Annotated in this window: 12 protein-coding genes; 3 read left to right on the plus strand and 9 right to left on the minus strand. The window is 71.7% G+C overall.

Translation table 11 applies throughout. The features are described 5' to 3' along the window. Positions 1–45 precede the first annotated feature (45 nt). Entirely contained in the window at positions 46–1,431 is a 1,386-nt protein-coding gene (locus O7625_RS25445) for a short-chain fatty acyl-CoA regulator family protein (RefSeq protein ID WP_282342185.1), read from the plus strand. Between the two features lie 17 nt (positions 1,432–1,448). On the opposite strand, the gene O7625_RS25450 is transcribed toward O7625_RS25445, so the two are convergent. The 8 genes from O7625_RS25450 to O7625_RS25485 form a co-directional block, all read right to left on the minus strand. Further along, positions 1,449–2,393 carry a hypothetical protein gene (locus O7625_RS25450; RefSeq protein WP_282342187.1) on the minus strand — a complete coding sequence of 315 codons (945 nt, stop codon included), beginning with the start codon at positions 2,391–2,393 and terminating at the stop codon, positions 1,449–1,451. Between the two features lie 57 nt (positions 2,394–2,450). Further along, positions 2,451–3,824 (minus strand): glycoside hydrolase family 43 protein, encoded by a 1,374-nt coding sequence (locus O7625_RS25455; RefSeq protein WP_282342189.1) that lies wholly within the window; start codon positions 3,822–3,824, stop codon positions 2,451–2,453. Positions 3,825–4,133: 309 nt separating this feature from the next. Then, positions 4,134–4,574, minus strand: coding sequence for a cold shock domain-containing protein (locus O7625_RS25460; RefSeq protein WP_282347086.1), 441 nt, complete (start codon positions 4,572–4,574; stop codon positions 4,134–4,136). A 414-nt stretch (positions 4,575–4,988) separates the two neighbouring features. After that, complete coding sequence (locus O7625_RS25465) at positions 4,989–5,900, minus strand: transketolase C-terminal domain-containing protein (RefSeq protein ID WP_282342191.1); 912 nt, start codon at positions 5,898–5,900, stop codon at positions 4,989–4,991. After that, entirely contained in the window at positions 5,897–6,547 is a 651-nt protein-coding gene (locus tag O7625_RS25470) for a thiamine pyrophosphate-dependent enzyme (protein ID WP_282342193.1), read from the minus strand. Before O7625_RS25470 ends, O7625_RS25465 begins: the two co-directional genes overlap by 4 nt. Before the next feature lie 189 nt (positions 6,548–6,736). Next, positions 6,737–7,561, minus strand: a complete 825-nt coding sequence (locus O7625_RS25475) for a methyltransferase domain-containing protein (RefSeq protein ID WP_282342194.1) — start codon at positions 7,559–7,561, stop codon at positions 6,737–6,739. Between the two features lie 31 nt (positions 7,562–7,592). Further along, entirely contained in the window at positions 7,593–8,744 is a 1,152-nt protein-coding gene (locus O7625_RS25480) for a LuxR C-terminal-related transcriptional regulator (RefSeq protein ID WP_348774026.1), read from the minus strand. A gap of 644 nt (positions 8,745–9,388) precedes the next feature. Beyond that, positions 9,389–9,823 (minus strand): type II 3-dehydroquinate dehydratase, encoded by a 435-nt coding sequence (locus tag O7625_RS25485; RefSeq protein ID WP_348773970.1) that lies wholly within the window; start codon positions 9,821–9,823, stop codon positions 9,389–9,391. Positions 9,824–10,248: 425 nt separating this feature from the next. Between O7625_RS25485 and O7625_RS25490 the strand changes: the two genes are divergently transcribed. Both O7625_RS25490 and O7625_RS25495 read left to right on the plus strand, forming a co-directional pair. Then, complete coding sequence (locus O7625_RS25490) at positions 10,249–11,019, plus strand: alpha/beta fold hydrolase (protein ID WP_282342198.1); 771 nt, start codon at positions 10,249–10,251, stop codon at positions 11,017–11,019. A 61-nt stretch (positions 11,020–11,080) separates the two neighbouring features. Then, the gene (locus O7625_RS25495) at positions 11,081–12,673 is read left to right on the plus strand and encodes a bifunctional 3-(3-hydroxy-phenyl)propionate/3-hydroxycinnamic acid hydroxylase (RefSeq protein ID WP_282342200.1); all 1,593 of its coding nucleotides are present in this window, start codon (positions 11,081–11,083) and stop codon (positions 12,671–12,673) included. A 138-nt stretch (positions 12,674–12,811) separates the two neighbouring features. On the opposite strand, the gene O7625_RS25500 is transcribed toward O7625_RS25495, so the two are convergent. Beyond that, positions 12,812–14,254 (minus strand): NDP-hexose 2,3-dehydratase family protein, encoded by a 1,443-nt coding sequence (locus tag O7625_RS25500; RefSeq protein WP_282342202.1) that lies wholly within the window; start codon positions 14,252–14,254, stop codon positions 12,812–12,814. Positions 14,255–14,553: the final 299 nt, after the last annotated feature.

Consider the following 14,553-nt stretch of genomic DNA (forward strand, 5'->3'; position numbering starts at 1 on the left):
CAAGGGCGCGCTGGGCTGCGGGAAGAGCGATGGGAGGTGGGCCTGGTGAGCAAGACCTTCGCGGGTGCCCGACTGCGCCGGATGCGCGAGGACCGCGCCCTGAGCCAGTCCCGGCTGGCCCGGCTGCTCAACATCTCGCCCAGCTACCTCAACCAGATCGAGCACGACACCCGGCCGCTGACCGTGCCGGTGCTGATGCGGATCACCGAGGTGTTCGGCGTCGACCCGACGGTGTTCGCCCCCCGGGACACCCCACGACTGGTCGCCGGGCTGCGCGAGGCGTTGCCCGGCCGGCCGGGCGTCGCCGACCTCACCGAGCTGGCCACCCGGCTGCCCGAGGTCGCCGAGGCCGTCCTCGACCTGCACCGCCGCTACCGGCAGGCCGACGAGCAGCTCGCCGAGCTGCTGGGCGACCGGGAGACGGTCGGCCGCAGCCCGCACGACCGGGTGACCGAGTTCTTCTACCGGCGGCAGAACTACGTGCCCGACCTGGACGAGGCGGCGGAACGGCTGGCCACCACCGTCGGGCTGCGCCGCGGCGAGATCCGGTCCGGGTTGCGGGAGCGGCTCGCCCGACGGCACGGGGTACAGGTCCGTCACGACGACGCCACCCTGCTCGGCGACGAGCTGCACCGCTACCGCCCGCAGACCCGCACCCTGCACCTGTCGACCTCGCTGCGGGCCGGGCAGGAGGCGATGCGGATGGCCGCCCAGATCGCCCTGCTGGAGTACGCCGACGTGATCGACGAGATCGTCGAGGAGGAACGCTTCGACGACCCGCAGACCCAGATCCTCACCCGGGTCGGCCTGGCCAACTACTTCGCCGCCGCGCTGATCCTGCCCTACGAGCCGTTCCTGGCGGCGGCGGAACAGCGTCGGTACGACATCGACCTGCTCACCCAACACTTCAGCATGGGCTGGGAGACGGTCTGCCACCGGCTCAGCACCCTGCAACGGCCCCGAGCGCGCGGGGTGCCGTTCTCCTTCGTCCGGGTCGACCGGGCCGGCAACCTGTCCAAACGCCAGTCCGCCACCGGCTTCCCGTTCTCGCTCACCGGCGGCACCTGTCCGCTGTGGAACGTCTACGAGGCGTTCGGCGCGCCCGGCCGGGTGGTGGTGCAGGTCGCCGCGATGCCCGACGGGCAGCGCTACCTGTGGATCGCCCGCACCATCACCCGGCACCACGGCGGCTACAACCAACCGGGCAAGGTCTACGCGATCGGGCTGGGCTGCGAGACCCGGCACGCCGACCGGCTGGTCTACGCCACCGGGATCGACCTGTACGCCACCGACGCCGTCACGCCGATCGGCCCCGGCTGCAAGACCTGTGACCGGCTGACCTGCCCGCAGCGGGCCGCCGCGCCGATCAGCGGCCGGCTCGACCTGGACGAGAACCGCAGCACCTTCGTCCCGTACCCGCTGAAGGGCTGACCGCCGTTCGGTCGCGGTCAGCCCAGGTCGAGTACGGGCCGGGTGAGGATCTCGTCGGCGTACCCGTCGGCGGAGGCGAGCCACCGGCCGAACTCCTCGTCGCGGTAGGCGGTCGCGAGGGGAAGCCAGCCCAGGAAGTAGCCGCTGCCGCCGCAGGCGGTGACACCGCCGTCGCCGCCGCAGACCACGGTCGGATCGGTCGTCACCTCGTACCGGTAGGGGTCCTGGCCGATGGCCAGCCCCCAGAGGTTCGCCGTACGGTGCGCCCCGGTCGGGTGCTCGACCGGGTAACCGTCGTCGGGGCTGTCGTCGCCCCAGCGGAACAGGGTGTCCGCCCCGGCACCGCAGGCCCACTCCCATTCGTCAGCGGTGGCGGTGCGCAGGCCGAGGGCGGCGAGGGCGGCCATCGCCTGGTCGTGGTCGGCCTCCTCCACCACCCAGGCCCGCAGCACCCGGCCGGCCGGGTCCAGCTCGACGGTCAACCCGTCGGCCGAGCGCACCGTGGCGGCCCCGCCGCCGCGGATCCCGGTGGCCGCGACGAGTTCGCGGACCCGGGGGTCGTCGGGGGGCAGCGGCAGCTCGTCGGGGACGAACGCCTCCACCGCGACCAGCATCGCCGGCAGGTCCACGACGCGCACCGGCGAGGTCATCGCGTCGACGTGCTCGGTCAGCGACGGCAGGCCGTACTCCTCGGCGCTGTCGGTGTAGCTGGCGAGCTGACCCGCGCCGGGGTGGAACCGGGCCGCGTCGTGGCCGAGCGTCGGCCGGCCGCCGGGGACCAGCGCGAACCGCAGCCCGTCCCGGTCGAACAGCGCCGTCCGGTGCGCGCGTCCGGCGTAGCTGGTGTCCCGCAGGCCCACCGGGCTCAGCCCGTGCCGGGCCGCGATCTCCCGGGCCAGCCGGCCGGCGGCCTCGTCGGACAGGTCGTTCCACTGGTCGTAACGGAGATCGGCGTACGGCACCGCGCCAGGATAGGGCCGACCGCACCGGTCCCTTCGGGTGGGCCGGGACCGGTGCGGTCAGTATCCGATCCGGAAGGTGGCGTCCTGCCTGTCGGTGGCCGGGGAGCCGGTGCCGATCGGGTCGATGCGCAGCAGGTAGTCGTAGTGGCGCAGGTACCGGTCCGGGTAGTTGTACGACCGGAACGACGTCCACGAGGCGTCCGCGAGGCCGACCGTGCGGTAGAAGGTGGCGTCACCCCGGAACGCGCTCGTGCCGTCGTTCGCGGCCAGCCGGATCGTGTAGTCGTAATGGCGCAGGTACCGGTCCGGGTAGTTCACCGAGCGGAACGACACCCCGGCCGGGTCGGCCAGGCCCGGCACCAGGGTCCACAACTGGTCCTGGTACGGCTCGAAGGGGTACGGGTCGATACGCCCGACGCCGTTGGCGTGCCGCAGGTAGCGGTCCGGGAAGTTGTACGACTTCACCCGGTTCCACGCGGGCAGGCCCCAGGTGCCGGTGAGCGCGGTCACCTCGGCCGCGGTCAGCGGGATGATCCCCGGGTGCTTCGAGTTCAGCGGCTGGGTGTACGACCGGTCGTTGAGCAGGCTCCACGAGCCGCCCGCCACGTTGGTGGTCTGCCAGCAGAAGAACCTGCCGTTCGGGCTCCACGTGTCGCCCCACAGGTACCAGGTGTTCGCGGTGTGGGACTTGACGATCTGCGGCGCCTCGACCCCGCGACCCGGGCCGATCGCCGTGGTGTGGACGCTGAAGCTGCCCGGGTCGAGGGTGCTGGAGCGGGTGCCGAGCAGGGTGCTGTTGGTGTTGTTCTTGAAGTACATGTAGTTGACCCCGCCGACGCTGACGAAGCTGCCGTCGATGGCGTCGTAACCGGGGTCGAAGAACGTCCGCGGGGCGGAGGCGGTCACGAAGTCGCTGGTGTAGTTCACCATCAGCACGTTGTGGCCGCCGGTGACCGCGGAGTAGACCACCGCGTACTGGCCGCGGCCGGCGTCCCAGTACGCCTCCGGCGCCCAGGCGTGGGTGGCGAGGGAGTGCACCTTCAGCAGCCGGTACCCGGTGAAGGTCCGCAGGTCGGCGGAGTCCCAGACGTGCAGGTACTGGCTCTGGTAGTTCCAGTCGGTGCCGTTGAGGTCGGTCGCCAGCACCACGAACCCGCCGTTCTGCCGGCGCAGGATGAACGGGTCGCGCAGGCCCCGGCTGCCCAGCGTCGGCGTGGCGACGGGCCGGTTCTGGTTCAGCGGGGTCCAGTTCAGGCCGTCGGTGCTGACGGCGAGGTGCAGGCCGTAGCTGGCGGCGGTCATGCTCGGCGACTCGGTGAAGTACGCCATGGCGTAGCCGTCACCGGCGGCGGCGGACGCGGCCCCGGGACGCCACAGGGTCGCCCCGGCGACGGCGGCGCCGGTGGCGGAGAGCAGGGTACGACGCTTCAACGGGTCACCTCGGGGCGGGCGGCAGGGCGACACTGACCCCCGTACGTTATCGCTGACATCGATGACGTCAAGTATCGACGAAACGACCCGCGCTTCCCGTCACGCCCGGAGGCGGGATGCGCCGCCGGCCGTCCCCGGCCTCCCGTCACGGGCTGGTGGCCAGGTGCGCCGCCGGCCGTCCCGGGCCGCCGGGCGGACGATGGTGAAGGCCTGGCAGGACGGCGAGAGCGGCCGGCCTCGGCCCTGCCGCGCGGCCTAGCCGGCGTCACCCTGGGTCCACGCCGTGGACCCAGGGTGACGCCGGGCAGGTCAGTCCTCGATCCACCCGTGCGAGCGGGCGAACTGCGCGAGGTGCTGCCGGATCTGGCCGATCTGCCCGCCGGTCAGCGTCGGGACCTGCTCCACCAGCAGATCGGTGATGGCGGCGCGGAAGGCGGCCGGGGTCAGGACGTCGCACTCGTCGTCCTCGCCCCGGTCGTCGGCCGCCACCCTCGTCGAGGAGGTCGAGCCGGACGCCGTCACCGACCGCACCGGCGCTCCCGCGCCGGGATTGAGCAGACGCGCGTACAACGCCTTGACGCCGCGGTTGCCCTCCACCGAGTCGAACTCCACGCGCATGCCCGCCGACACGGACGGCCGTTGGTCACCGAAGTCGTTCGCGTGTACGAAGACGTCCTCACCACCGCCCTCCGGCCTGATGAAGCCGTAACCCTTCACGTCGTCGAAGCTGAGAATCGTTCCGACCGCCACCGCGACCACCACCCCACAGAACAGGAACCACCAGAACATGGACACCGGGAGGGCCTGGCCGCCCGGTGCAGCACCCATGGTAATGGCCATCGCCTCCGGGTCGGACCCGGTGGCGCCACCACCACGGCGCGTGTCTCGTCGACGTCGTGTCGGCCCGGGCGCGACGGACGCGCCCCGGCCGGCCCGGCACGCAGCGCCCGACGCGGACGCCGGCCCGGGGCACACAGCGCCCGACGCGAACGCCGGCCCGGGGCACACAGCGCCCGGCGGGGACGCCGGCCCGGGGCACACAGCGCCCGGCGGGGACGCCGGCCCGGGGCACACAGCGCCCGGCGGGGACGCCGGCCCGGGGCACACAGCGCCCGGCGGGGACGCCGGCCCGGGAGCCGGCGTCCGCCGTGGGCGACGTCCGGCCTAGCGGAGGAACTCGCCGATCGACTCGGCCAGGCTCGCGGCATCGAGGCCGTGCAGCCGGTCGTGGTCCGTCGCCCGGCCGTAGGCGCGGACCTCCTCGTCCCGCCGCACCCCGTGCGACCGCAACCGGTGGGGTACGTCGCCGAGCGCCTCGGCCACCTCGTGCGCGGAGGTCCCCCGCAGGTACGGCTCGACCACCACCACGTTGGGCTGGGCGCCGGCCACCGCGGCCCGCAGGCCGGCGTGGTCGAACGGCCGGATGGTGGAGGCGTACAGCACCGTCACGTCCGCCGTGGCGGTCGCGGCGAGCACGTCGTCGCAGACCGGCCCGACGGCGACCACCACACCGGCGCTGCCCTGCCGCAGGACGGTGAAGCCGTCCAGCACCGGCGCGGCCTCGGCGTTGGCCTTGTCGGACAGCCGCACGTAGACCCGCCCGTCGCCGGTGATCGCGTCCCGGATCAGCTTCTCGGCCTCGTCCTCGTGCCCCGGCACGTGCACGGTCCAGCCGGGCAACGTGTCGAACAGCGCGACGTCGCCCGGGGCCTGGTGGGTCCGGCCGCGCGGCAGGTCGTCGTAGGAGCCGCCGATGCTGACCAGCACCGCGCCGACGTCCTGGTGCCCGAGGTCGAGCTTGATCTGCTCGAACGGCCGCTCCACCAGGAACGGCGTGTAGGTGTGCGCCACCGGCCGGAAGCCGTTGAGCGCCAGGCCGCCGGCCATTCCGATCATCGCCTGCTCGCGGATGCCCACGTTGATCACCCGGTCGGGGTAGGTGACCCGGGCCTCGTCGAACGACCAGGACGAGATGTCCGCGGTCAGCAGGACCAGCTTGGGATCGGTCGCCAGCGACTCGATCACGGTGTCGACGAAGACGGACCGCATCAACTTCCGGTCCACCTGGATGGTCATGCCGCGCTCCCTTCCCGGTTCGGGCGGATCTCCGCGACCACGGCCTGCGGCCGTCCGTCGGGTTCCTGGGTCAGCGCCCGGTACAACTCGTCGTTGTCACGTCCGTCCACGGTGGCCGCCCGCCAGCCCTCCACCTCGAAGCGCCGGGCGATGCCGTCCGGCCAGCCGAGGCTCGCCGACCGGTTGTCGATCACGATGGCGGTGATGCGGTCCAGCCCGAGACGGCTCGCGATCGCGATCGCCTCGTGGTTGCTGCCCTCGTCGAACTCGCCGTCGCCCATCAGCACCACCACGCGGGCCTGCCGACCCTCGGCGCGCAGCGCGAGGGCGGTGCCCACGGCCAGCGGAAGCCCGTGCCCGAGTGAGCCGCTGCTGATCTCCACGCCGGGTACCAGCGTCCGGTCCGGGTGCAGGCCGAGCGGCGAACCGAGCTGCGCCCAGGTGTCCAGGGTCTCCGGGGCGATGAAGCCCTTCGCGGCGAGCATCGCGTAGAGGGCCATCGGTCCGTGGCCCTTGGAGAGGTAGAACCGGTCCCGGTCCGGGTCGTCGATGTTCTCGGGCGAGACGTTGAGCACCCGGTCGTAGAGGACCCAGATGGTGTGCAGCGTCGACGCCGCCGCCCATCCGTGCTTCTCGTCTCCCACCATCCTGCCGAACAGGCTGCGTAATGTCGCTTCTTCGGTAAGTTGCATGCTCCCACCTGCACGATGTCGATTCCGAAGGAAAGCGCCATGCTTTCCCTACTGCCTGGTCAATGCGGTGTTCACCTGGTGTGCGGGCTGGTCGTCACCCGCCGGTCCGCGACCGGCGGCACGCACCACCAGCCGGTCGGGACGTCAGGCGGGTTTGCGGGCGGTGAGGAGGGCGTACCCCAGCGACGGCTCCGCGCTGAAGGCGTGGAACCGGGAAAGCGTGAGATCGAACTGCTCCGCCCCGATGTGTGGCACCGCCTGTTCCCGCAGGGCGGCGAACCGCTCGGCCGCCTTGTCCCAGGAGGGCCGGGTGTACCGGCTGACGTCCTCGGTGGGGCCGGGTTCGAGCCCGGCGGCCCGGATGAGGGACCGGTAGTCGTCGATGCTGATGACCGACAGCACGCCCTTGCTGGCCTCGGCGACGCGGGCGGCGCCCGCCTCGTAGCCGTCGGCGCTCGGCAGCAGGATGAAGTCACCGATCGCCACCCGTCCGCCGGGCCGCAGCACCCGGGCCGCCTGCGCCAGGACGTGCCCCCGGTCCGGCATGTGGTGCAGCGACTCCAGCGCCCAGACGAGGTCGAAGGAGCTGTCCGGGAACGGCAGGTCCATCGCGTCGGCCAGCTGGAAGGACAGCCGGTCGGCCAGCCCGGCGGCCACCGCGCGGTCGTTCGCCCGCTCCACCTGCCGCCGGCTGATCGACACGCCGACGACCTCGATCTTGTGGGCCGCGGCCAGCCTCATCGCCGGCTCGCCGATCCCACAACCGAGATCGAGCAGGCGATCACCCGGTTCGATGGTCAGCAGACCGGCCAGCCGGTCGGTCAGCCGGTCGGCGGCTTCGTCCACCGATACGTCCTCGGACGCGTCGTTCCAGTATCCGTGGTGCAGATTCTCGCCCCAGAGCCGGTCGAGCAGATCCGCGAACGCGTCGTAGCCATGGCCAATCTCGTCCGGCGTCGGCTTCTTCACCAGTTCCCCTCAACCATCGTATTCCCCAATCTTACGATCCGTGCCGCAACTGCATTGCCTTCCAGCTGGCCGCCAATTCGACACGCGAGGTCAGGCTCATCTTCTGGTAGACCTTCTTGAGATGAAAAGCCACCGTGTGCCGAGAGATGAACAACTGCCGGCCGACTTCGTTGTTGGTGTGCCCCTGGCTGACGAGTTCGGCGACGGCGAACTCGGTGTTGGTGAGTCCGTGCGGCAGTTCCCCCGCACACTCCACGGTTCGGCTCACACCACGCCGCACACCGAAATCGCGGAGTTTGTTGGCGACCCGTGAGGCATCACGGGCGGCACCGACCGCGGTGTACGCGACCAGCGCCGCCTCGAAGATGCGGATCGTGTTGCTCCGTTCGGACCGCCGCTTGGCCAGCAGCCCGGCCAGGTCCTCCCGGGCGGACGCCCCGCACCACCGGTCGGGATAGAGGTTCGCCGCCTCGAGCAGCTTGCCGGAGTCCTCCTCCAGCAGACCGGCGGAGTGCAACGCCGCCGCGCGGATGACGTCGAAGCCCGGATGCGCGGCGGACGCGGCGGAGGCCGCCGCCGCGGCGGCTTCGGCGAGGTCGTCGGCGCCCAACTTGCGGGAGGCGCGAACCAGCCAGGACGCCGCCGCCGGCTCGGAGACCAGGAGCTGACGGAGAACGAGATGGCTGGTGACTATTCCGGCGATGAGACCGGAGGCCCGGTCCACCCCGCCCCGGGCCTCGGCCGCCTGGGCGGTCACCCACGCTCCCGCCGCCTGCCCGAAATAGCCCAGCAGGGCCTCGCCGGTCAGTTTGTCGACATAGGTGAGACACGTTCGCATGTCCGCCCGGCGGAGCGCGGCCAGCGCCAGCACCACGTAACCGGTGGGCAGCAGGGAGCGGGCCTCGCACTGCTCCGCGATGCGCAGCCCCTCGGTCACGTCGGCGAGACCGTCGTCGACGCACCCCATGGCGAACAGCAGCTCGCCCCGGATGACGAGGGACGTCGCGGTGACGAGCGGTGAGTCCGATTCCTCGCGACGCCCGTCGAGCGCGTTGACCACCCGCCAGCCGGCATCGAGATCCCTGGACTTCGTCAACAACGCGACGCGCCAATAGGGGGCCAGCCGACAGAACTCGTGACCTTCTTCACACTCGACGTCGACAGCTTCCGTGGCATAGTGCAATCCCGCGTCGAGCCGACCGCCATACCACCACAACGCGGAACGACGGAAAAGGCGGGCGGTCGCACAGGACGGGGACACGAGCTCATCCCGGAATCCCACGAAAGGATTTTGGGGAAATGGCGCCCGCGCTGCGTAGCGGTTGCGGTCACCGGGAATCTCCACGCCGGCAGGCACCGACGTCAGCAAAGACGACAAGGAACCCTCCCCAGTGGTTCTTGATTCTCAGATAGTTGCCCTCTTGACAATTACCACGGGCAGCTAACCCGTCACCGACAGTACTACCGCCGAGGCCCCGCGTCCAGGGCAGATTGCCAGTTCGCCAAAGACGGACATTTCCTCTGGCCACCGCTCCGCACACTGATCAATTGGTCTGACGCATCGACATAATTACGATCTGGATATAGGCTCGTGTCGATTGAAGTACACCCGCCGGCAAAGACTGCCGAGCTTGGCGTGAAGGTATACGCCTGTGTACCCCAGGTGAGCCGCGTCATGGTCCGGAAAAGCGCCCCGGTATCCGCACTCCACCGGCGTTCGACACCACCGGGCGGCGTCCCGCCGGCCCGCCCCGGAACGCACACACCGTCACCGGACGACGGTCGTCGCGACGGCAGCGCGGCTACCCGGTCGACCCCCCGCCACGGTCACGCGGCGAGGTGCAACAACGCCCGGGCGGCCAGCCGGTAACCGTAGGCCCCGAGTCCCACCACCACCCCGCTGGCCAGCGGCGCGATCACCGACTCGTGCCGGAACCGCTCGCGTGCCCACACGTTGCTCAGATGCACCTCGATCCACGGCTTGGCATAGCTGACCAGGGCGTCCCGCAGGCTCCATCCGGCGATCATCAACGCCCCCGGGTTGACGATGGCTCCGACCGTCGAGTCGCGGTACTGGTGGATCGCCCCGACCAGGTCGCCCTCCCCGTCACGCTGGACCGAGACGACCTCCCAGCCACGGGAACCCACCTCCTCGGCGACCGCCTTCTCGATGTCGGCGAGGGTGTCGGTGCCGTAGATCTCCGGCTCCCGGTGGCCCAACGCACCCAGGTTGGGACCGTTGAGGAGAAGCATGACACTCAAGGAGCACCTCTCAGTTCGGGACCGGACCGGCAAACCTGCCTCCGGCAGACGCGGCATCCCTGCCCCGCAGCGCCTGCGCTGTCGTCCTGCCACCCGGCACCCCGGCGGACCGTGGTGGTGGCCGCCGCGACGGAACACTGCCCCGCACCCCGACCACCTCTCGATCCGCCGCTACCCACGTGGCAATTCCACGCTAGAACAGAACCGATCGACCGGCATCCCTCGACCTGATAGCACAGCTGTCGGTACGGCCGCGCACCGCCCTATCAGATCTGGGGATGCCCACCGCCGCGCGCCGGTCGTACCCTCCGAAGGGCCGCACCGGTGCCGGGATCCGGCGGACGGAGCACCGGCCGCCACCGCCGACGTGCCGGCCCGCCGGTCCTCACCGGCAGTGGCCGCGACCCTCGGAAAGGACCACGGCAGTGCCTCAGTCTGCGGAGCAGGTCGAGAAGTGGGTGCGTCGGTTCCATCCGGCACCGGAGTGTGCCGCCCGGTTGGTGTGCCTGCCCCACGCCGGCGGCTCGGCGAGCTTCTTCCACCCGGTGTCCAGGGCGCTCGCTCCCACGGTGGAGGTCCTGGCGATCCAGTACCCGGGCCGTCAGGACCGCCGCCACGAGGCCGCCCTCGGCAGCATCGCCGAGCTGGCGGACCGGATCCTCGACGCCCTACGCCACCTGGACGACCGTCCCCTGGCGCTGTTCGGACACAGCATGGGCGCGATCCTCGGCTACGAGGTGGCGCTGCGGATGCGCGACGCCGGCCTGCCGGCGCCGACGCACCTGTTCGCCTCCGGTCGACGGGCACCGTCCCGCTACCGGGACGAGGGGGTGCACCACCTGCCGGACGACCGGATCGTGTCCGAGCTGCGGACCCTGAGCGGCACCGACGCGACCATGCTCGCCGACCCGGAGGTGCTGGCGATGATCCTGCCGGCCATCCGCAGCGACTACCAGGCCGTCGAGACGTACCGGCACGATCCGGGCCAAAGGCTCGACTGCCCGGTGACCGTGCTCACCGGCGACCGCGACCCCCGGGTGTCCCTCGACGAGGCGGGTGCCTGGGCGGAGCACACCACCGGGCCGACGGAGCTCAAGGTCTTCCCGGGGGGCCACTTCTTCCTCGTCGACCGCAGCGCGGACGTGCTGGCGGTGCTACGCCGCGAGCTGCTGGGCAGCAGCCCCACCGTCGCGTGACGAGCCCCCCGACCGTGCGTCTCCCCCGACCATGCGTACAGCGCCGACCTGTGAGGTTTCCTTGACCGACGCGGATGTCGTCATCGTGGGCAACGGGCCGATCGGCGCCGCCCTGTCGGTGCTGCTGGCGCAGCGCGGCTGGCGGGTGACGGTGCTCGAACGCCGACCCCGGCCGTACCGGCTCCCCCGGGCGACCAGCTTCGACGGCGAAACCGCCCGGCTGCTCGCCGGCACCGGGATCGGCCCGGAACTCGGCCGGATCACGGCGCCGGCCAGCGGCTACCAGTGGCGCACCGCCACCGGCGAGACGCTGCTGGACATCGTGTTCACCACGTCCGGCCCGTACGGCTGGCCGGACGCGAACACCATGCACCAGCCCGCACTCGAGGAACTCGTCGCCGCCCGGGTGGCGTCGCTGCCCGGCGTGACGGTGCTGCGGGGACACGAGGTCGTGGGCATCACCGACGGCGACCGGCAGGTGCAGGTACGCACCACCGACGACGACGGGGCGACCTCGGTGCTCTCCGCCCGCTGGGTGGTGGGCTGCGACGGCGCCAACAGCTTCGTCCGCCACCATCTCGACGTCGCCGTCACCGACCTGGGCTTCTCGTACGAGTGGCTGCTCTGCGACGTCCAGCTCCGCGAGCCCCGGGAGTTCGTCCCCACCAACGTGCAGATCTGCGATCCGGCCCGGCCCACCACCCAGGTGGGCAGCGGCCCCGGGCGACGGCGCTGGGAGTTCATGCGGCTGCCCGGTGAGAGCGCGGCCGAGCTGAACGAGACCGAGACGGCCTGGCGGCTGCTGGCGCCGTACGGCGTCGACCCCGGCAACGCCGACCTGCTGCGGAGCACCACGTACATCTTCCAGGCCCGGTGGGCCGAGCAGTGGCGGGTGGGTCACGTCCTGCTGGCCGGCGACGCGGCCCACCTGATGCCGCCCTTCGCCGGGCAGGGCATGTGCTCCGGCATCCGGGACGTGGTCAATCTGACCTGGAAACTCGACCTCGTCCTCCGGGGCGTGGCGGCCGAGTCCCTGCTGGACAGTTACACCGAGGAGCGGCGTACGCAGGTCAGGGACGCGATCCTGGCGTCGGTCCAGCTGGGCCGGGTGATCTGCGTGACCGACCCGGCGGCCGCCGCCGAGCGGGACGCCACCGTGCTGGCGAACCGTCGTGGCCGCCCGGCGGGCCGACCGGAACCCGCGAAGCCCCTCACCGCCGGACTGCTGCACCGGCGGCCCGGAGCGGACGGGGCCGAGCCACCGGCGGGCGCGGTCGTGCCGCAGGGACGGGTCACGCACGGCGACGCCACCGGCCTGTTCGACGACGTCGTCGGCCGGGGCTTCGTGCTGCTGGCCACCGCGGATCCCCGGGCCGCGCTCGACGGGGACCGGCTGGCCTTCCTCGCCGGACTCGACACCCACCTGGTCCGGCTGCTGCCTCCCGAGGGCGCACCGCAGGACGGGGTGGTGGACGTGGACGACGTCTACCGGCCATACCTGGCCGGCTTCGGGGCGTCGTACCTGCTGGTCCGGCCCGACTACCACGTCTTCGGGGCGGCGAAGGACCCGGCCGGCGTCCGGGACCTGGTGGACGACCTGCGCCACCAGCTGTCCGCGACCGCGGCGGCCGGTGCGCCGCTGCGCACCGGCTGACCCGCCGCACTGGCCGCCCCCGACCGAACGGAGCCCGGCCGAGCCGCCGACACGACGGTGCCGGCGGCCACCGCCCGAGCCGACACGACGGTGCCGAACGTCCACCGGCAGCCGGTCACCCGGCGTCGGCGGCGGCGTTCACAGCCGCTGCGCGAGACAGCGCATGCTCGCCATCAGGCTGCGCAGCTCCACCGTCAGGTAGTTGCTGTGCGGCAGCAGCGAGGTGAGCTGGTGCAGCGTGACCCACAGGTACCGGTCGTCGGGCTCGGCCAGGTCGGGCTCGACCTCGATCACCAGGTAGCGGTTCTGCGCGTGGTAGAAGCGGCCACCCTCCTCGGAGTGCAGCACGTCCAGCCGGACCCGGGAGGTGGGCGCGGCCAGCACGTAGTCCAGGTAGCGGGGGCGGTGCTCCGCCGGCACGTCCACGTAGTTGCCCGGCTGGCAGTGCACGGTGGCGGTCAGCTCGGCGACGTTGAGCATGCCGGCGTCGCTGCGCGCCTGGACCAGCGCGTGCAGCGTACCGCCGATCCGCTTGACCAACAGGGCGAGCAGACCGGCCTGCTTGGGCGCCACCAGCGGCTGGGTCCACGCGGCGACCTCGCGGTTGCTCGCCTGCACGGCCACCGCCACGACGTCGAAGTACTTGCCGTCGCGGTGGTCGATGACGTCGCTGCCCAGCCGCCAGCCGTCCGCGGTGACCTGCCGCAGGGAGACCCGCCGTTGCACCAGCTCCTGCCGGGACCGCAGCTCGGTCAGCCAGCTGAGGATCCGCCCCGAGCCGTGCACGGCGCTGCCGTGGTCGGACAACGAACGCAGGAACGCGCGGGTGAACGGGTCGTCGCCGGCCTCCTGACCCTGCGGCCCGGTCAACGCGGGCGGGATGCAGGCCAGGACGGTCCGGGAATCCATGTTGATCATGTGGTCCAGGAGCAGCAGGCGGCGGATCTGGCCGAGGGTGAGCCAGCAGAAGTTCTCGTCCAGCGGGACGTCGTCCTCGGTCTCGACGACGATGTTGCGGTTGCGCTTGTGCAGGAACCAGGACCCCTGCTCGGACTGCAACCCGTCGAAGAGCACCCGACCCCGGGACTCCGGCCGGAAGTACTCCAGGTACTTCGTGTCCGCGCCGCCGTGGACCTTCATGTAGTTGCTGCGGGTGGCCTGCACGGTCGGCGAGAGCTGCAGCCCGTTGATGTTGCCCGGCTCCATCTTCGCCTGCATGAGGCAGTGCAGGACGCCGTCGAAGCGCTTGACGAGGATGCCGAGCACCCCGATCTCCGGCTGCACGATGATCGGCTGCGACCACTCGCCCATCCAGGGCCGGTTGGTCCGGACCCGCAGCCCCTCGATCGAGAAGAACCGCCCGCTGGCGTGGACGAGGTTGCCGGTGTCCGGATCGAAGTCCCACCCGGACAGCTCCGCGAACGGGATCCGGTCCACCTGGAAGGTGTTCGCCCGGGTACGCGCGTTGAACCAGGAGTGGAAGTCCGCCATGGACATGACCGCGTCCTCCGCCGAGGCGGTGGCCCGCTCGACCCGCTCCGCCTCCAGGACCGCCTGCCTCGCACCAGAGCTGTCAATCACCGGTTCCCCCTGAGGTCGTGCCCGTACGCCGGGGTCGGCCGACCCGGAACCGGCGACTGGCGGTGAGGCCCACCCCACGACGGTTCCGGCCTGTCCTCAGGTACCGGGCGCGGCGGGCCGACGGGGTGCGCGCGTGGCTGTGCACGACGCTAGGACAGACATGACCGGCGGGGCATCCCTCGGTCTGATGGCGCCGCCGTGGTCGCGCCCCGCGCCGGCTATCAGACCGGGGGATGCCCGCGGTGGCACGGCGGCCCTACTCTCCCAGAGGACCGCGCCGGGAGGACGACCCGTAGCCC

This window comes from Micromonospora sp. WMMD714 (assembly GCF_029581315.1).
GTDB classification, from domain to species: Bacteria; Actinomycetota; Actinomycetes; order Mycobacteriales; family Micromonosporaceae; genus Micromonospora; species Micromonospora rifamycinica.

Bases quoted from the DNA above. Each gene is read 5' to 3' on its own strand.
- O7625_RS25470 (WP_282342193.1), bottom strand. From the start codon at position 6,547: ATGGTGGGAGACGAGAAGCACGGATGGGCGGCGGCGTCGACGCTGCAC.
- O7625_RS25465 (WP_282342191.1), bottom strand. From the start codon at position 5,900: ATGACCATCCAGGTGGACCGGAAGTTGATGCGGTCCGTCTTCGTCGAC.